General features: G+C 38.8%; 9 protein-coding genes. 3 read left to right on the top strand and 6 right to left on the bottom strand.

Annotated elements, in window-relative coordinates; translation table 11 throughout:
• Positions 1-74: 74 nt before the first annotated feature.
• Positions 75-4376 (bottom strand): PolC-type DNA polymerase III, encoded by a 4302-nt coding sequence (locus tag IC619_RS11360; protein ID WP_191140348.1) that lies wholly within the window; start codon positions 4374-4376, stop codon positions 75-77.
• 138 nt (positions 4377-4514) lie between these two features.
• Between IC619_RS11360 and IC619_RS11355 the strand changes: the two genes are divergently transcribed.
• From IC619_RS11355 to IC619_RS17355, 3 genes are read left to right on the top strand one after another with little or no spacing between them, the layout of a single operon-like run.
• A complete protein-coding gene (locus IC619_RS11355) occupies positions 4515-4832 on the top strand; it encodes a hypothetical protein (protein ID WP_191140349.1) in 318 nt (105 codons plus the stop codon).
• A gap of 1 nt (position 4833) precedes the next feature.
• Positions 4834-5409 (top strand): YdcF family protein, encoded by a 576-nt coding sequence (locus IC619_RS11350; protein ID WP_191140350.1) that lies wholly within the window; start codon positions 4834-4836, stop codon positions 5407-5409.
• Between the two features lie 23 nt (positions 5410-5432).
• On the top strand, positions 5433-5528 hold the full coding sequence (locus IC619_RS17355) for a hypothetical protein (RefSeq protein ID WP_191140351.1): 96 nt from the start codon (positions 5433-5435) through the stop codon (positions 5526-5528).
• 21 nt (positions 5529-5549) lie between these two features.
• Here IC619_RS17355 and IC619_RS11340 read toward each other — a convergent pair whose 3' ends face one another.
• The 5 genes from IC619_RS11340 to IC619_RS11320 all read right to left on the bottom strand — a co-directional run bounded on the left by IC619_RS11340 (position 5550) and on the right by IC619_RS11320 (position 20982).
• Positions 5550-6326, bottom strand: a complete 777-nt coding sequence (locus tag IC619_RS11340; RefSeq protein WP_191140352.1) for a ParB N-terminal domain-containing protein — start codon at positions 6324-6326, stop codon at positions 5550-5552.
• 291 nt (positions 6327-6617) lie between these two features.
• Positions 6618-7175: a GNAT family N-acetyltransferase gene (locus tag IC619_RS11335; RefSeq protein ID WP_191140353.1), complete on the bottom strand. Its 558-nt coding sequence runs from the start codon at positions 7173-7175 to the stop codon at positions 6618-6620.
• 165 nt (positions 7176-7340) lie between these two features.
• Complete coding sequence (locus IC619_RS11330) at positions 7341-8897, bottom strand: serine hydrolase domain-containing protein (RefSeq protein ID WP_191140354.1); 1557 nt, start codon at positions 8895-8897, stop codon at positions 7341-7343.
• A gap of 240 nt (positions 8898-9137) precedes the next feature.
• Positions 9138-13598: a non-ribosomal peptide synthetase gene (locus tag IC619_RS11325; protein WP_191140355.1), complete on the bottom strand. Its 4461-nt coding sequence runs from the start codon at positions 13596-13598 to the stop codon at positions 9138-9140.
• A 76-nt stretch (positions 13599-13674) separates the two neighbouring features.
• Complete coding sequence (locus IC619_RS11320; RefSeq protein WP_191140356.1) at positions 13675-20982, bottom strand: non-ribosomal peptide synthetase; 7308 nt, start codon at positions 20980-20982, stop codon at positions 13675-13677.
• Between the last annotated feature and the right edge of the window lie 22 nt (positions 20983-21004).

Raw genomic sequence — 21004 nt, 5'->3', positions numbered from 1 at the left:
GCTCCTCCACTTGTTTATGGTCAAGGAAGCATGTTCCTTGACCATGTGTAATCATCGTGTGTAAACACACACCGTTAAAAGAGTGACATTTGATTGCTTTGGGGGAGGTCTTCGAAGCATGCTAGACCTTTTAGTACTTCTACTACAGTGCTAGAGGCACGGGTACGGCTTTGGAAGTCGTCAATAGATAAGTAGTTACCATCGTCTCTCGCTTTCATCATGTTGACCGCTACGTTATCTCCAATACCTGCAACCGATTCAAATGGGGGAATCAGCTCACCATCTTCTACTAGGAATTTATTGGCATGAGATTGATAGAGATGAGGTGGACGAATCTTAATATCGCGTGCATACATCTCCTGTACCAATTCCAAGATCGATAGGAATACCTTCTCTTTTTGGGTCGCTTGAAAGCCCTTTTCATTAATCTCTTTAATGAGTTGCGTAACATGGTCATACCCTTTGAGCACAGCACCCACATCAAAGTTACCTACTTTGGTAGAGAATAAGGCCGCATAAAACTGGGCTGGATAGTACACCTTGAACCAAGCAATCCGCACAGCTGAAGTCACATATGCCGCAGCATGGGCACGTGGGAACATATATTTAATGCGGCGACAAGATTCGATATACCAATCAGGTATCCCATTCTCTTTCATCAAGCTCACTTCTTCATCCGTGACGCCTTTTCCCTTTCTCACTTTCTCCATAATGGTAAAAGAAGTCTTAGAAGGAAGTCCCATCCGCATCAAATACAACATAATGTCATCTCGACAACAAATCGCTTCCGAGATGGTACATACATTGTTTTGGATCAACTCTTGTCCATTTCCTTGCCATACATTTTCACCGTGTGACAGTCCTGAAATCCGTACTAATTCACTAAATTTTTGTGGCTTCGCGTCTTCTAAGATCCCACGGGCAAAGTAGGTACCAAACTCTGGAATACCAAGCGTTCCATGTTTGATCCCATTAATCTGCTCCGGTTTAATCCCTAAAGCACGCGTGTTCTCAAAGATACTAATCACCTTAGGATCCCCTAGTGGAACTTGGGTGGGGTCAATTCCGGTCACTTGTTTTAACATCCGCTGAATAGTAGGAGCTGTATGCCCGAGCAAGTCCAGTTTTAAGATCTTCCCACTAATAGATTTGTAATCGAAGTGAGTCGTTATGACACCCGATTTCACATCGCCCGCTGGATGCTGAGCCGGTGTAAAATCAAATACTTCTTTTTCTTGCGGAATAACCATGAGTCCCCCAGGATGCTGACCCGTTGAACGTTTTACGCCTTCACATCCGCGGGCTAACCGTTCCACTTCGGCACGACGATACTCAATTTGTTTCAGTTCCCCATACTTCTTCACATAACCATAAGCCGTTTTTTCTTGGACGGTATTAATACTGCCCGCACGGTAAATGTACTTTTTTCCAAACAGCTCCTCTGTGTAGGAGTGGGCACGTGGCTGATACTCACTGTCAAAGTTCAAATCAATATCCGGTTCTTTATCCGCTTCAAAGCCAAGGAAAGTTTCAAATGGAATATCATGCCCATCTTTTAACAATTTCTCCTGTCCACATTTGGGACAAGCTTTATCTGGCAAATCAAATCCCGATTCATAGGTACCATCCAAGATAAACTCGTTGTGCTTACACTCGCCACAGCGATAATGCGGTGGAAGTGGATTTACTTCAGAAATACGGCTAAGTGTCGCTACGAATGATGAACCGACCGATCCCCGTGAACCGACGATATAGCCATCCTCCAATGATTTATTTACAATTTTCTGCGAGATCATATAGAGCGTACTATACTTATGCTTAATGATAGAACCTAATTCACGATCTAATCGCGTTTGCACGTTTTCGGGAAGTGGATTGCCGTACCACTCGTGCGCGGTGTTGTAGCAAATCGATTGTAACTCCTCTTCGGCTCCTTCTAAGCTAGGTGCAAAAGTTTCCTCTGGATACGGTTTGATCTCATCTTCCACCCAATCTTTCACTAAATGTGTGTTTGTAACGACCACTTCATACGCTTTTTCGCTTCCTAGATAGGAGAACTCTTTCAACATCTCATCCGTCGTCCGGAAATGTGCCTCAGGAAACACATTGGGAGGTCTTGCGCCAATTTGATTATGCACAATGATTTGACGATAAATGGCGTCATCCTCATCTAAATAATGGGTATTGCCTGTTGCTACAACTGGTTTATTTAGTTTTTCACCGATTTTCACCAATAGACGATTCGCGGCTCTTAATCGTTCTTCGTTTTCGACTAATCCTTTATCTACCAAGTGTAAATTGATCGCCACAGGTTGAATTTCAATATAGTCATAAAAACGCGCCACCGATTCTGCCTCAGCAGGTGATTTATTTAGTGCCGCCTCGTACAGCTCTCCTTTTTCACAAGCTGAGCCAATGATGAGTCCTTCACGGTGCTTTAATAGCTCACTACGCGGAATACGTGGATTGCGATGAAAGTATTTCAAGTGCGACATGGTAACCAGTTTATATAAGTTTTTCATCCCGATTTGATTTTTGACAAGTAAAATGGCGTGAAAAGGGCGCTGTCGAGACAGATCACTCGGATTACGATTCTCGTTCAGTTGAGTAATCTCGGTCATTCCCTGCTCTTTACATTCTTCGAACATCTTGTATAGCACATATCCGGTTGCCTCCGCATCATAGATCGCACGGTGATGATGCTCCAACTTGACATCTAAGCGCTTGGTTAAGGTATTAAGCCGGTGATTTTTCCAGCTCGGATATAAAGTGCGGGCCAGCTCTAATGTATCGAGCACCGTATGGGTAACGGGTGGTCTTTGTATCCGACGAACCGCTTCCTGTAAGAACCCCATATCAAAGCGGGCATTATGGGCCACTAAAACCGAGCCTTCGATAAAGTCGAGGAAGCGAGCGATCACATCATCTACTTCCGGTGCATCTACTAACATGTCGTCTGTAATTTTTGTAAGCTCCACAATTTTGGGGGACAACTTTTTATGCGGATTACAAAACTCGGAAAACCGATCAATAATTTGTCCTTTATGCATTTTGACAGCCCCGACTTCAATGATCGTGTCATGAACAGCAGATAAACCTGTGGTCTCCACGTCAAACACGACATACGTATCCTCCGATAGTTCCCCGCGATCTACTGGATTCATAACGGTTGATACGCCGTCATCAACGATATCTGCTTCCATACCATACAACACTTTTAATCCTAATTTTTTATTCGCTTCATAGATCTCGGGATAAGCTTGTACCACACCATGGTCCGTTACCGCGACTGCCTGATGTCCCCAATCTTTAACGCGCTTAAGTAGTTTTTTGGGCTCGATCACGCCATCCATTGCTGACATGGATGTATGCAGATGCAGTTCAACCCGTTTTTCAGCTGCATCATCCGTTCGATGTCGTGGAGAACGAGCGGGTTCAATATCTTTGACGATCAGAACCAAATCACGGATAAAGGTGTCAAATTGGACAGAGCCTCTTACTTTAAGCCAATCTCCGTCTTTGATTGACTTCAAAACCTTCGCATCTTCTTTATCACGGGAGAAGATCTTACACGTGATGGAGTCCGAGTAGTCGGTTAAATTGAACGTAAGTAATTCTCGTCCACTACGAAGCTCCTTCACTTCTACTTTAAATGCTTCTCCTGCGAACACCACCTTCCGCTCCTCTTCTTGTACGGAAGAAATCGAAACGGGCTCTTCGTTAATCGGATAGCCGATTTTCTTTTCAATCACGTCTTCAGGTGATGGTTCACTCGCCATCATTTGCTCTGCTCGAGCTTGTTCGGCAAGTGCTTGTTCGACGAGACGTTGCTCTTCTTCTTGCCGCATCGCTTCTAACTGCGTCTTGGTATCCGTTTGTGTATGTGTGGATAAGTGAACAGAAATGGAAGTACCCGTGATCTTTTTATAGTATTTATGAATCAAGGTTTCCAGCTCATTTTGCTGCGCCAATTCATGCATAACCGAATTGGGAAAGAGCAAATGTAATTGATCTCCTTCAAATTTCCAATTCGCCTTGCCTATCCACGCACTAAACGAAGCCGATACGTTTTCCTGAATCTGTTTTTGGATCCAATATTTATATTTTTCCCATACCACATCATGTTGTAAATCTTGATACGTAAAATGGAAGTACACGCGAATATCAGGTCCAAAATGTGCGATGACCTTTGTTTGAAACTCATGCCATATATTAGCTTCCACGGGTTGTGGAAGGTGAATGTGAATCCACCAAGCATGCTCTTTGCGACTCACTTTTACTTTTTTTACTTCGCCATCTCGAAAAATGGTTTCTAACCATTCCGATGGTAGTTCTACTACTCGAAATAGATTTCGGAAAGCTACTTTCCCATCCATGTTGCCAAAACCTCCAACCTACCACTAAGTCCTCCATTCATTATAACCTTGAATGTGATGAAGAGAAAACAGGTGATGCTTTTCTGATTTCTACTTTTTTGCTATGATGAAAAAGACTTACATACTGGAGATGACACGATGAATATTGAGTTAAGTGATCTTGCAGCTGCCCGACTCGCTATGATTTTACAACAAGAATCTACAGAAGAACCCCTTGCTGTCCGCGTCATTCCCCTTACTTCTGGATGTGCGACACCCTCATTTGCCATTGAAATTACGGAGTCGCTTCCACACTATGAGAAAGGGTCTGCAAAAGCGATCCCCTTTGTCTGGGAGCCGGAAGAAGCAGCATGGATGGATGGACTCATCATTGATTTGAATCGAGAAAATGGAAAATTTACGATTTATCATCCTCATCCCCCTTTTCGATCTGATTGTCAATTGGAGAATGAATAAGATGACCATAAAATGGTACTGGATTCTCCTTATATTTAGCTTGATTGCTGCTATTCCCTTTATCATCTATTGGCCTTCGGCTTCCCAATTTGATGCGCGTAATCCCGATGGCGAAACACGTCAAGCTGCCATCATCCTGGGAGCAGCTTTGTGGGATAAAAAGCCAAGTCCTGCGTTAAAAGAGCGATGTGACCTAGCGTATCAGCTCTACAAAGAAAAAAAAGTGTCCCATCTGGTCTTATCTGGTGGATTGGGCAATAACGGCATTACTGAAGCACAGGGGATGAGAGATTATCTGCTAGAAAAAGGGGTAAAAGAAGAAGATTTGCTACTAGAAGAACACTCCAGCAACACAAAACAAAATTTAAAATATACAGCTTCTCTCCTGTCTGAACACAAGTTAGATCGTGTCTATCTGGTCACACATGACTATCACATGAACAGAGCTTTAACTTATGCATCCCAAGCTGGCATCAAAGCTGCTCCAGCACCGGTACACTCGACTGTCCTTTTTATGCCTTATCATAAGGCACGTGAATGTCTCGCATGGGTTAAGCTCAATCTTTTGAAAAAATAAATACTCCATTTAACTTAATTCTTTTGAGGAGGTCATGCCACTGTGTGTTTGAAATGTTTTCTTTCTCTCAACTCAAGAAAGAAAACATTTCATCTACTACATCAAATTTCATTCTATAAAACACACTCTTTTCGGTTCGTTCACTCACATATGTATATAGGCTCGGAATAATACCTTAATTTAGAATCCCAATTTTTTATTAGTAAATCCCAACCTCGATTTTCGTCCGAAGATCCCTTCAAAACTTCAAGAGGTATTTGCAAGTTTAATATTCTTCCTGTAATTAAAAAATGAGTGATACCCGTGGGCATTAAACACCCCGCTCTAGATAGTCTATATATGTCTGATAACGTAAATCTGGGAAAATCAATTCGAACAAAATTTTCATCTAATATCCGGTGATCAAGTTCACCGACCCGAACGATTCTCTCTCTATCTATATAATTTTGTATGATATTACTACATACTTTCAATATTTGTTGGACTCCTAGGACTTGTTCATCTGTTCGATATAAGTACAATGATTTTTTCGAATCTTTCTCAGTGATTCGGACTATATAATTGGAGCCTCCAATCTCCGATTCCTGACATCCGTACTCCTCACGCTTTATTAATTTTTTTAGCCAAGGTCCTTTTTTTACAACATGAGACCAAGCATGTATTTGCACTTGACTTTCTTCAACAATCTGACAAGGAATATGTTTGTATCCTAATCTTTTTAAAGATAGATAGCGATGTACACCATCTATTACAAGATAAAGATTCTTCTTCATTTCGAGCACCATGATAGGATGTCTTAAAATTTTTTCTTGTTTGATCGCTTGCACGATAGCCTCCAAGCGAAGTGGCTCTTCATGTTCATGTAGAATCATCTGCTCAACAGGTACTATTCTTAAGCTTTTCTGTATATTAATCAAGTGATTAGACCTTCCTCTCCATAACAAAAACGACTGAAATTACTTTAAAGTACTAAGAATAGGATTACTTCTGACTTGTCGTATCGCAAATCCGTCTTTATACACAAAAAAGAACTTCACTTGTCGTTATCGTGAAAGTGAATTTGCGCAATCTTCATCTTCACGATAACGACTCAATCCTCCGAACGATTCACTAGTCACAAATCACTTCATTAGAAGTTCGATCTATTTTCAACTTTACTAATAACGGCAAGAACCCATCCCATAGAGAATAAACAGGCTTGCCATCTGTTATAAATCGTCATCTTTCAATAATGAATACATATATAAATCATCAAATTTTCCCGCTGCATATTCGTATTTTCTTAATAACCCTTCCCGAATAAAGCCATTTTTTTCAGCCAGTTTTTGCGAAGAAGTATTAGGAGGTTCAATTAATCCTTGTATTCTCATGAGTTCCATTTGATTAAATCCATAACGTATAATTGCTTGAAAAGCCTCTGACATGATTCCTTTTCTCCAGTATGCTTTTGATAATTCAGCACCAATCTCCGTACGAAAATGTTCTTGCGACCAATTGAGAAATCCACAACTCCCAATGACTGCATCAATATTTTTCATTGTAATTCCCCAGCGTATACCTGTTTTAGCGTCATATATTTTTTTATACCATTCAATCTCATTTATGGCTTCTTGATTTGTTCGAAAAGGCAAAAGCCCGTAATATTTCATCACTTCCTTATCCGATAAGTATTTAAAAATATCATGGGCATCATCTGTTGTTATCTCTCTTAGGACTAAGCGCTTCGTTTCTAACACCGGAAATTCTTTTTCATGTCTGTGAATCATATCAATTTTTCCTCCATATTTATGTGTGTCAATTCGCATGACAACAACGGTTTTTACGGGTCTTTGTTAAATCATATCGGATATACATACTTGTCTAGATCATTGAATGAATTGAAGCTTATTCACATTCCATATTGAATCAATTTTAACTCATTTCTCATTCTTTCACTGAGAAGATTTGTCATTAATTGGGCCACCATATGCATATGGGTCAGAAATCAGTTTATCATTTTTCATGGGGAATATTTTTTTCAATCCAATATTTAAACAAAATATACACCCTGCTATTCCTATTAAGATTACGGCAGTCACAATACTAACCGGTCCCCATACATAGATAAATCTCCATGGAAGCCCTCCCAAGAATAACTCAGGGAGGAAGTACAGCGCGATAGATAACATCGAACATATCACGAGAATTGTCCCAACCAGAAAGTAAAATTTACCCACATTGAATCCAATAAACTTTCGTCTCCCATTCATTATTTGTACCATCGTACGAGCGATAAAAAAGAGCATCATCCATGTAATGATTAGGAAGATAATAGAAATTGCTGTTGCAATCTTGTCTGCTTCAATAAATGAATCTGAATTGTTTTCTACTTCTTTTTTATCTTGTAGCCTATTCATGATGCCCTGTCCGATTTGAGCTGTATACTCTGAGTTAAGATTAGCTAATACGGCAACAGCAAGCTTTTCTTCAGGCTGAAACACGATATAGGAAGAAAAGTTAGGATTGTTTCCACTATGGGCGATTTCACCATTACGATTTTTATAGATTTGCCAACCAGCTGCATAAGAAGAACCATCTATATCAGGCTTCACTTGTTCATTCGGTTCATGTGCCCTTTTAATGCGCTTATTAATCGCTTCCTCCATAGGTATACTACCAAGCTGAATCTTCATCCAACGTCCTACATCATCCATATTTGTGACGACATAACCCGCTGGATGATTCCCACGATAACGTGGCGCATTATACGCTAATGCAAAAGTAAATCCCACTTTATATCCTGTTGCCATATTTTGTGTAGGTACTTCCCCCTGGAAGTACGTATGGTTCAAACTGAATTCGTCAAAAATTTCATTTTTTGTATAATTTTCAAATGAAACTCCTGATACTTTCTGTATAAGATAGCCTAATACATCATAGTTAATCGTAGCGTATTCAAATTTTTCTCCAGGGGGGGTGGATAATTCAACTCCTACTAGCGTACGTATTGTCTCTTCTAATGCACTTTCTGATGTAGAACTAGGGATGTGAACAATCGTTTTAAAAGGAATTCCACTCGTATGATGTAATAATTGCTCCACTGTAACCTGTACAGGTTTTCCATGATAGGTGAAATTTAACCAAGGGATATATTTGGTTATGGGATCATCTAATTGAACCAACCCCTGCTCTTCTAACTTAAACAATGCTTGGGCAGTAAAAGCCTTACTCGTTGATCCTAGTTCAAATAGCGTATCCTGTTCAACTTTTTTTTCATAACTCACATTAGCATATCCCAGTCCCTTTTGATAAAGGGTTTTATCATTATGAACAACTACGATTGCCAAACCAGGTATTTTACTCTCACTTTTCATATCATGGATAAATTTTTCTAAATCTGCCACCGTCGTATTGGGTAATATTTCGTCATCTGTTGCATGCGCAGTCGAAGTTGGGAAATACCCTAATAGAATAATCAAGCATAGGAAGGTAAATTTGACAATCTGCATCTATACTCTCCTTTTCATTAAATTTTCTCTTGCTGGACTTTAACAAGCTCAGTTCCTGTCCCTTCTACAATACAGCAAGCTACTTCTACTACTGTTAAGTCGATTTAATTGGGTACATTTCAGATATAAGCATGGAATGGACTGTAATGATCTATAATTTTCTATCTTTAAATTGTTTCAACCGCTTGTAAGAGCAAGTCTCCCATTTAATAAGGTTGACTTTTGTGGCTACTTATCTTTTTAAAATAAAACAAAATCATCTTCTAAAGCAGCTAGCCATTCAACTTCTCTGACAATTTTTTTTTCACGAATAGACAGATCAACGATCAATTCATCCATATTTTCTTCCATTTTCTGCAGTACAGTAAAGAAATCTTGCACCATCGCTTCAATGGTCTCTCGTTTAAATAAATTTGCGCGATACTCTACTTCAATTGAAAGACTATCTGCTTTTTCGTTTACAATCCAAGTCAGATCGCCTTGCGAAGTACCCGTTCCTCTTTGATAGGGTTGGAACTGAAGATGATCCACTTGAATATCTGGAATATCCATATTTTGTATGACTAACATGGTGTCAAATAGTGGATTACGGCTGACATCTCGGTAAGTACCTAATTTTGCCACCAATTCTTCTAACGGATATCCTTGATTTTCATATGCTTTAAATACATTTTCTTTTACTTCTTTAATTAATTCTCGTACTGTCTTATCCGCCCTAGGATAGTTTCGAATGGCTAACGTATTAACAAACATCCCTACGATATTTTCTAAGTCGATATGTTGTCTTCCCGCAATGGGAGTACCCACTACAATATCGTCCTGTGCTGTGTATTTGTGGAGCAAGATATTGTAAGCAGTTAACAAAGTAATAAATAAGGTAGTCCCATTTTTTCGCGAAAAACGCTTCAGAAATTCCAATTGATCCTTATTCCACACCCTTTGAACGGAGTCACCTTTATAATCAACATCCATTTTGCGTGGATAATCTGTAGGTAGTTGCAACACTGGAATATCACCGTGAAATTGATCTAACCAGTAAATTTCCTGCTTTTTCGTTATTTCGGATTGTAAAATGTCATTTTGCCAAGCAACAAAATCCTTGTACTGAATACGTAAAGGACGTAGTGCCTCACCACGGCATAAACGGACAAATTCATCGCTTAATATACCTATCGATGTTCCATCTACAACAATATGATGTATGTCAAGGATAAACAGATGTGTGTCAGAATCTACTTTTATCAATCCGACACGGATAAGTGGTGCCTTATGTAAATCAAACGGACGGATGAATCGCTTTATGAGATTGTCATTTATGCTCTCCCATTCCTCTTCCATTATATCGATTTGAAATGGAATTTCATCGTGCACGATCTGCACCGGTTCACCTTCCCTCAAAGAAATAGAAGTTCGGAGCGACTCATGACGCTCTATCATTTGTTTAAATACATTCTCAAACCACTCATAGTCAAGTTTACCTTTTACCATCATAGTGTCCGTTATATTGAAGACTGTACTACTAGGATCCATTTGATTCATAATATACATCCGTTTTTGTGCTGGACTTAGTGCGTAATGTTCTTGTTTCTTAATCGGTTGAATTGAAGCATAAGGATTTTCTTCAGCGTTTCGGATATACATTGCCATTTCTTTTACAGTAGGGTGTGCAAATACTTCTTGTATGGGTAACTCTACCTCTAGTTTTTTATGAACATGTGCTACTAATTTTGTAGCTTTCAACGAATGTCCACCTAACTCAAAGAAGTTATCATGAATGCCAACTGACCTTACTCCCAGTATTTCTTCAAAGATTTGAACAAGCATGTTCTCTACGCGATTCGTTGGCGCCTGGTATGCCTCATGCATTTCTAAGTTTCCGTTTGGTTCAGGTAATGACTTCTTATCTAATTTACCGCTAGATGTTAGAGGTAACTTCTCAAGCTCCACAAAATAAGAAGGAATCATGTATTCTGGTAGAGAACACTTCAAATGATCACGCAGTTCTGATACTGTCCAGTCTCCGTTTGTCACCAGATAACAACATAAATAAGAGTGCCCCCCCTCATCTGTACGAGCAACTAATACGGTTTCACAGATAGCAGCATGTTCTAATAATTTTATTTCAATCTCATCTAATTCGATTCGGTTACCACGAATCTTCACCTGTGAATCGATTCGATCAAAATATTCAATGTTTCCATCAGGTAACCACCGTACAAGATCCCCGGTTCGATACATTCTTTCCTGTGTATAGGGGTTCATTACAAACCTTTCTTCGGTAAGTTCAGGACGATTTAGATAACACTTTGCCAGTCCTTCTCCACCAATGCACAACTCTCCAGGGACTCCAATTGGCTGTAACTGGTTATGATCACCTAAAATATAAACGGTCGTATTATGCACAGGATACCCAATTGGAATCGTATTCATATTCATTGCACGATCATCTACCGAGTAGAGCGTGGCAAATACAGTTGTTTCCGTCGGGCCATATGCATTAATGAGTCGATGCGCACCCATTACATTCAGCGCTTTTTGTACATGTTTAACAGAAGCCTTTTCACCACCAAATAACAACTTTCTCATACCCCTTAGACAATCCGTATCTAGATCTACTATGGTATTAAACAATGATGTCGTCATACAGGTAGAGGTAATTTTATGTTTACGAATCAATCGAGTTATTTCTACTGTGTTTAACAAGGCTTCTTTAGGAACAAGCACAAGAGGTGCTCCCTGTAACAGAGCGGTATATATTTCATAAGTAGATCCATCAAAGGCATAGTTAGCCAATTGTAAAATCCGATCTGTTTCATCAACTGAAATCACTCCGTTGTTTATGGTTTTAATTACATTTTGATGTGTATTTAGACTCCCTTTCGGTTTTCCAGTTGAACCTGATGTATATATGACATAGGCTAAGTCCTGTGGTTGAATCATTATGAGTAGGTTATCAGTCAACTCTTTTGTCCAATCTTTTTCGTCTAGTCTTAAGATCTCTCCACTATATCGATTGGGTATCATTCCTTCTCTTTGTACGAGTAGTAGATTGACACTAGAATCTTCTAACATATAATGAATTCTTTTTTCAGGTTGATTAGGCTCAATCGGAAGGTATACACCACCCGCCTTCAATATCGCCAAAATACTAATGATCATCTCAATCGAACGATCAGTAATCAATCCAATGACTTCTCCCGATTTTATCCCTTTCTTTCGTAAAGCGCGTGCTAACTGGTTAGACCGATTATTTAACTCTTGATAGGTAAGTGTATGATCTTGATAAATAAGCGCGATATGATTGGCTTTTTTCTCCACTTGCTCTTCAAATAATTGTGTAATCGATTTTTCTCGCGGATAGTCGAATTGGGTATCATTAAAATCAAATAAGATTTTTTGTTTCTCTACTTCTGAAATCATTTCGTATTCAAATAATTTATTTTCCGGATTCATCAATGTATTTTGAACTAAATTACTAAAATGTGTCGCCATGCGTTGAATCGTTTCCTTTTGAAACAAACCCGTATTATATTCGAAGTTTATTTTTAACTCATTTTCATGGTCAAATACTTCAACTAATAAATCAAACTTAGTCGTTTTACACTTTATTTGATAAGGAGTGAAGGTGAGGCCATCCATTTCTATCGCTGTCTTATCCGTATTTTGTAAAACTAACATGGTATCAAATATTGGATGTCTACCCGAATTTCGTGGGATATCTAACTTTCTAACCAACTCTTCAAATTGAAAATCCTGGTTCTCGTAAGCTTGCAAAGCATTTTCCTTTACCTCCTGTAAAAAGGAACGAAAAGACTTCTCACCCTTTGGTTCATTCAGCATCGCCAGCGTATTAACAAACATACCTATCATTTTCTCAAATTCTACATGCTTACGACCTGCAATGGGTGAACCGATAATAATTCGTTCCTGCCCGCTATATCTGTACATGAATAGATTGTACACCGCAAGCAAAAACATGTAGAGTGTAATACCTTCTTGCCTAGTAAACTGATGAATCTTTGAAGTTAAATCAGCATCAAGAGTAAACGAATATTTATCTCCATTGAATGACTGGACAGGTGGACGCGGAAAATCTAATGGAAGATCAAGTATAGGAATCTCTTCAGCAAAGGTATCCATCCAGAATGCTTCTTGAGTTTTCATCACTTCAGTTTGAAAGAAGTCGTTCTGCCAGATCGCAAAGTCTACATACTGCACATCTAATTCAGGAAGTTCAGCACCATTATACACAGCCATGATTTCCTCAAAAATGGTTTGCATTGAAGTCCCATCTGCAATGATATGATGGACATCCATCATTAGTATATGCTTATCAAATGAAAGCTCAGCCAGCTCTATACGAAATAAAGGCGCTGACTGAAGATCAAAGGGTCGAATAAATGCCTGTACAAGATCGTCTATTTGATCTTTAGTGACTGTTCCTCTGTCTATCACAGACACATCGAGATATTCATAGACTTTCTGTAGTACCTCACCTTTTTCTTCCACAAAACTTGTACGTAGCGTTTCATGCCTTTGAATTAATTGGGTCACAGCTGTACTTAAACGAGATTTGTTAAGCTTCCCCTCTACGATCATCACAAAGGGGAGATTATATGTTGTATGAATGCCATGTAATTGATTAACCAGATAAATCCTTTTTTGAGCCGAAGATGATTCGTATAATTCAAAATCACTCATGCGTAAACTCCTTTTTTCTTAGATTGTTTAACAGTGGTGTAGGAAGGATATCCTACACCATATTGATGCAAAAATTTCATTTTTTACTCTTGGTACGACGTTCTACTTTTTTAAAAGTCGTTCCATCACTGGTCTGAGATTTTAACTTAATTTCTACTACTTGAGCCAAGGCGCGAATCGTTGCAGATTTAAACAATTCGCGAAGATGAAATGAAACACCAAATGTCCGACTCACCCGGGTCACAATTTGAGTAGCTTTTAACGAATGTCCCCCCAAATCAAAGAATTGATCGGTAACACTGATAGCTTCCACCTGCAGAATTTCTTTCCATATATTTAAAATTTTTTCTTCGATCGCATTTTGCGGTAAGATCATTTCTTGTAGATTTTGACTTAAATTTGGCTCTGGTAATGCGTTTTTATCAATTTTACCACTGCTTGTAAGTGGCATATCATGAAGAAACATGTACTGATGTGGGATCATATAATCCGGCATCAATTGTTTTAAATGGTTCTGTATGATTTCCGAGTCGATATAGTTCCAAGGGAGTGCTGATTCTAATGAATGTTCTATCCAAACGCTAGGATCCCAATATTCTCCAATCTCCTGTTCCAAATCAATCTGGACAGGTGCTAATGTTTTAGGCACATGGTATGAACCACTCCGTATAAATGGAGTCCCAGCCCATGCTTGCCATTCCGTAATACTAGCTTTAACATACTGAGATTTTTCAGTTTTATGAATGATTCGCCCACCTACACGTTCATGCGTACGTAACCAATTATCTACAGATAATCCGTCTTCCCTGCGCATATCGCAGTACTCTGTAAAATTAATATTTGGAAAATCACTTTTGCCAGTAGGACGAACAGGGATAATCAAACGCTTCAGGCCATGTCCATAGGCTAACATTTTAAATGCTTTAACTAGTAAGGCAGCAATCCCTTTCCCCTGATATGCCTCATCTACTACTCCCGCAAGTACGAGCAATGTATTAGGCTTCTCATTGCTCTTAGAATCTGTAAAACCTCTAACCAATCCATCATCCCAACCTTGCGGTAGATTTTCTTTTGTTCCATCCCAATAAATGGGAACTGTATTGCCAACAGCTACCACATCTCCTGTGCCATCGATCAAGCCTAACTGATATTTAGTAAATTGAGTGAACAGTTTTGGCCAATATTTATTCTGGATTTCTTCTCTAGTAAAGAACTCCGGCCATGCAGTCGCATGGATTTCATCCATCCTAAGTTTTAGATTTGGAAACTGCGAAAGGGTAAATAACTTAAGCCTTTCTTTTTCAAGCTGAAGCTCATCCCCTTCTTCCTGAAGTTGGATATAGGCAAAAAGATTATCTGTCCGATTATTTTTTTGATGAATTACTGCACATCTACTAACAGAACTATGAGAGGATAATCCATTCTCGACTTCTTCTAATTCTACCCGATTACCACGCACCTTTACCTGATTATCAAGGCGTCCCATATAGACCATGTTTCCATCTTCCAGATATTTTGCCCTATCACCTGTCTTATACAACCTAGAGTCAGGATCCGCGGAAAATGGGTTGGGTACAAACTTTCGATTAGTCTCTTCTCTATCATCCAAGTAACCGCGTGCTAGCCCAGGAGAAGCTATATAAATCTCTCCAGGCACTCCTACAGGTACGATATGTCTTTGCTCATCCAGTAAATATACTTTCGTATTGGCAATAGGCTTCCCAATCGGAACCGTATTACCTTCAAAAGATTCATTACAATCGAATGTAATGGCGTCTACAGTTATTTCAGTAGGACCATAGTGATTGCTTAGATGGCAATCAAACTGACTTAAAAATTGATCGCGCAATTCTCTGGTGAGTACGGCACCTCCACAGATTACATATCGGAGTGATGGTAGTTCACTGAACTGGCTTTTCTTTTTCGCTTGAACAAAAGCTTCCAGCAGAATAGGTACAAATTGGAGAATAGTAATTTGATGCGCTCTCACTAACTGACCAATAGCAGCCGGATCCTTCAGTTCTTCTGTATTTGGGATAATAACCTTCGCTCCATGCATTAAAGGCCAAAACATTTCAAGCAACGATGCATCAAACGTGTAAGGTGTCATGAGTAGTGTTGCATCTGTATCTGAAAGTGAATATTTTTGTTGACTCCATTCAAAAAGATTTATTACACCACTATGCTCCACTTCAATTCCTTTTGGCGTACCCGTTGTCCCCGAAGTAAACAAGACATAAGCCAATTGTTTAGCACATGTAGGAAGATTTACATTTTGAGAAGATTGTTCATTTATTATACTGATGTCAGTATCCATCTGGACAATTTTCCCGTTAAACGCTAGATTCTCGTTCAAAAATTGACTTGTGGTGATCAAAACTTCCATTTGCGAACGTTCAACAATCATCTTTTTACGGTTAATAGGCAAATCAGGACTAAGCGGAACATAAGAAGCACCTGCTTTTAACACAGCATAGAGGGCTACAATCATATCAATTGAAGGTTCAAAAATAACTCCTACCTTATTCTCAGGTTGTACACCAAGTTTACAAAGTAAATGTGCCAAGCGATTGGCTCTTTCATTTAACTCACGGTAACGGATGATTTTATCTTGGTACAATACAGCTGGATAATCTGGTGTCTTCTCTGCTTGCCGTTCCATCATTTCATGAATACAAATATGATCATTAAATATATGATCCGAATGATTCCATTCACCTATCATTTTATGTTTCTCCGTGTTTCTTAGTAGCAAATATTCATAAAGCGGCTTTTTCGGAGTACTAATCACCTGCTCTGTCAACCAGATAAACTGATTAATCATACGTTCTGCCGTTGATTTATTGAACAAATCAGAGTTGTAGTTGAGATTAATTTCGATACCGCTTTCCAATTCATCAAAAGCAAATGTTAAATCAAAACGAGAATTTTTTTCAAGAAAATCAAATACTTTAAAGTTGCAAGTTAATCCATCAAATTGAAGATCACTCATCAAATTCTGTTTATTATTTTGTAAACCATACATGACTGAGAACAATTTTGAACGTGAAAGGTCGATTTTTTCATGAATTTGTTCAACTACAAAATTACTTGGATAAATATGATTATCGTATGCCTCTATTGCCGTCTGTTTGCTTTGTTTAAGTAACTGTTCAAATGTCATGTCTCGATGATCGAGCGTGAAACGTAATGGTATAGCTGTAGCAAACAAACCTAACATATTTTCAAGCTTTACATCATCTCGATTGAGAATTGGGGAACCCAAAACAAAATCGTTTTGATCACTTAGACGATGCATATGCAAGTTCATAACTGCGAGTAAAAACATATATAAAGTAATATTATTTTGTTTGCAAAACTTGTACACTTGATCCTGTAAATCTGGTTTAAATTTCCCCAGAATGGTTCCTCCATTGAAGGTGACCATGGGAGGCCTTGGATAATCTGTTGGTAAGTTAAGTCCTGATGATAAGTTCGATAGCTTTTTCAGCCAATATTGACGTTGTTCCTCCAAGAAGCCTTTTTCAATTGCACGATTCATCCATTGAGCGTAGTCTTTATAATCTACCTCAAGGGTTGGCAGTAGGGGTTCACGTTCAGTCACATAGGCATTATATAATTCTTTTAATTCTTTCATAAGATTCATAGAGGAAGTTTCATCCCAAATGATATGGTGACTTACAAACATAAATAAAAATTGTTTACCAGGAAACTCGACCAATTTGATATAAAACAAAGGACCTCTCTCAAAATCAAACAGACGGTTAGCATGTGCAAGAGCCAGCTCTCTGGTCACTTGATCCATTTCCTCTTCCAGTATATGTGTATAATTATCATAGATATCATCAAGCTTGAACTCCATGTACGGTGATATGACCTGGAACGGTACGCCGTTATCATTCTTAAATGTAGTACGTAAAACTGAATGACGCATTACAATGGTATTCCAGGCCCTTTCAAACGCATGCAAGTTCATGTCGCCATGAAACATTACATCAAAGCTGACGTTGTAGAATGGATTTTCAGGCTCAAGATTATGCAAATACCATTCTGGCAATTGAACGGGGGCTAATTGGTATGTTTCTTGATCCGGCATTCGCTGAAGTAAATGATTCTCCTGCTTTTTGACACTACTCTTCGTAACCTCTGTATCAACAACATTAGCTAAATCACTAAGTATTGGCGTAATAAAAATTTGCTGAAGATTTATTTTTATTTCGAAGTGATTGTTTATTCTATTAATTACTTTGACCGCACTAATTGAGTGGCCACCAATATGGAAAAAGTTATCCGTAGCACAGATCTGGTCACATCCGAGAATTTCTTCCCAAATAGAAGCGATCTTTATTTCTGTTGGTGTCTTCGGAAAAGATGCTTCCAGTTTTTCATTTTCTTTGATTTTCCACTGTTTGAGCCTGTTACGATCTATCTTTTCACTTGCTAAAAGCGGCATTTCATTAATACGAATGATATGAGTAGGAATCATATAATACGGTAGAATTTCACGTAAATTCTCCTGCAAAATATTGGTTTCTAGTAAGTGTTTGCTTGTATAGAAAGCTACCAGCATATTATCACCCGTAACGGTATGCTTCTCTATAACAACGACTTCATCTACTTGTGGATGGTTTCCTATTACATTTTCAATTTCCCCCAGCTCAATACGGAAACCACGAACTTTCACTTGAAAATCGATTCGACCGAAAAACTCTATTGATCCATCTGGCCTCCAACAACCTAAATCACCAGTTCGATATACACGTAATTTCGTGTCATTATCCACAAAAGGATTTGATATGAACTTCTCTTGTGTAAGTTTACTATTTTTCCAATAACCATTACCTACACCAATTCCGCTAACCCAAATTTCACCTTTAACACCAATAGGTGCTAAATGATGGTATTGATCGACAATATATAAACTTAAATTGGGTAGTGGGCAACCAATTGGAACTCGGAGAATGTCCGTTTCAGCCAGTGAGGTCATAACATGCTGTGTCACATCATCAGAACACTCTGTAGGACCATAAGCATTGACGAGCTTAATACTTGGGTAAATTTCAAACCAGCTGTTCATTAATTTAATCGGAAGCTCTTCACCATTCGCAATCATCCACCGTAATTGAGGGAGTTGTCGTTTATCTTTCACTAGCCCTTGCACGGTATCAAGAAAAGCAAAAAGCAGTGTGGGGACTGTTTCAACCACCGTAGCTTCTTCTTTTTGTAAATGCTCCAGCAGTAACGATTGATCACGAGCTACTTCAAAGGAAACGATGGACGTTTTTGCTCCAACAAGCAGTGCGACAAGAGCCTGCCAAACAGATACATCAAAGCTAACAGAAGCATTTTGCACCACAACATCCTCTGCTCCAATGCTTAGGCTAGCGATCTTCCCATACAAGTGGTTAATCATCCCATCATGACGCACCAAAGCACCTTTGGGATTGCCAGTAGAGCCAGAAGTATAAATCATATAAGCAAGATCTACGGATGTTTGGATGGGTTCAAGATTGTTTGATGGGTACATTTCTACATCCGCTTGCGTGTACATACTCATATTACTCACGTAATCCTGATTTTTATCAAGATATATCGTTGCTTGTGCGGTATGGTTCATTTGTTTGATTCGTTCCACAAAATGGGTCTGCGTAACAATTACTTTCGACTCACTGTTTTGCAAAATGTACACAATACGCTCATCTGGGAGGTTAGGATCAATAGGTACATAAGCTGCACCACTCTTAAAAATAGCAAGCAATGTAGTCAACCAATCTATATTTCTTTCCATTACAACTGCAACAAATTGGTTTGCGCCTAACCCTTGAGTCCGAAGTAAATGGGCTATTCGATTGGCACGTTCATTTAACTCGCGATAGCTAATTTCTACTCCTTCAAAACTGGCAGCGATGTTTTCAGGTGTTTGAGCTGCCTGTTCCTCAAAAAGTAAATGTACAGGAACTTGAACAGGAAATGATTGCTGTAAATGATTAAATTGTTTCAATACTTGCATTTTTTCTTCTTCAAGCAACATATTAATCTCACGAACTTTTTGCTCTGGTCTTTCTACTACTTGAGAGACCAACTGAATAAAATGCCGGCTTAGTCGTTCAATCGTCTCTTTATGGAAAAGTGCTGTACAATACTGAATATAACCATCAATCTTTCCTTCTGATTGAAATAGCTCAAAAGCAAAATCAAAACCAGCATTCTTAATATGATCTATCGACTTTTCAAAAGATAAAGTAAGATCTGAGTTCACTTGTACTTCAGTGTGTTTATCCGTTCTCAATGTATGAACTTCAAAAACAACATCGAAGATTGGATTACGACTTAGACTGCGTTCGATCCCTAAATCCTCTACAATACGATCAAAAGGGTATTCTTGATTGACAGATAATTCTAGTACAGCTTGCTTCATTTTCTTAACGAAGTCTTCAAATGATTCATTTCCATTCACTTGATTTCGAACTGGTAAAGTATTGATAAAGCACCCTACTAAATTTCCCACATCAGGATGAGCACGTCCTGAAAATGAGGTTCCTACGATAATATCTTCATTTCGTGTATATTTAGCCAACAACACGTTAAATGCTGCTAGTAAAAACATATATAAACTAACGTTTAACCTTTCACAAGCCGCCTTTAACTTATTCATCAAATCACCTTCGATGATAAGCGGAACGACGTCTCCATCAAAGCTTTGCATAGACGGTCTTGGCACATCAAGTGGAAAGTTAAGATCTGGTAACTCACCAGCTAATCTGTTCAACCAAAATTCACGTTGATCATCCAAGCCCCCCTCTTCTAGCAATTCGTTATGCCAGTGTGCAAAATCACTGTATTGAATCGATAAGGGTTCTAATGGGTTCTCTTGTTGATTGACAAACGCACGATAGAGCGCCACGAACTCGGACATGAGAATATCAATTGCCCAACCATCTGCTACAATATGATGTGCTACCAAAAGGCACATGTGCTCAGACTCGGATAACTTATATAAGGTAGCACGCAATAATGGCACTTTAGTGAGATCAAATGGTTTATTCAATTCATCGACCACCAAGTGCTTTAAGTTTTGCTCGTGATTGGATACATCGACAAGGGACACTTTAAAATCAATGGTCGGATAAATGACCTGAACCGGCTTACCTTCCTCCTCAATAAAACATGTGCGAAGTATTTCATGACGGTTTACTAGACCGTTCATCACCTGGTGAAAAAGAAAGTGATCAAGTTTCCCTTTTAATGTAAATGCAGTAGATACATGTGACATCGCGCTTACTCTTGATTCTTGTACAAATTCAAGTTGTTCAGTAAGCCAAAAACGTTTCTGTGTATGTGACAATTCGTATTTAAATATTTCTTGTTCAGTACTATTTTTCAAGAATATTCCTCCTATTACGGGT

It is taken from the genome of Polycladospora coralii (genome assembly GCF_014773435.2).
GTDB lineage: Bacteria > Bacillota > Bacilli > Thermoactinomycetales > Thermoactinomycetaceae > Polycladospora > Polycladospora coralii.
This window is presented reverse-complemented; position numbering and strand designations above follow the sequence as displayed.

What these genes read in the sequence shown, in the direction of transcription:
- IC619_RS11360 (WP_191140348.1), bottom strand. Translation starts at nt 4,376, where the DNA reads ATGGATGGGAAAGTAGCTTTCCGAAATCTATTTCGAGTAGTAGAACTA.
- IC619_RS11355 (WP_191140349.1), top strand. Translation starts at nt 4,515, where the DNA reads ATGAATATTGAGTTAAGTGATCTTGCAGCTGCCCGACTCGCTATGATT.
- IC619_RS11350 (WP_191140350.1), top strand. Translation starts at nt 4,834, where the DNA reads ATGACCATAAAATGGTACTGGATTCTCCTTATATTTAGCTTGATTGCT.
- IC619_RS11335 (WP_191140353.1), bottom strand. Translation starts at nt 7,175, where the DNA reads ATGATTCACAGACATGAAAAAGAATTTCCGGTGTTAGAAACGAAGCGC.
- IC619_RS11330 (WP_191140354.1), bottom strand. Translation starts at nt 8,897, where the DNA reads ATGCAGATTGTCAAATTTACCTTCCTATGCTTGATTATTCTATTAGGG.
- IC619_RS11325 (WP_191140355.1), bottom strand. Translation starts at nt 13,598, where the DNA reads ATGAGTGATTTTGAATTATACGAATCATCTTCGGCTCAAAAAAGGATT.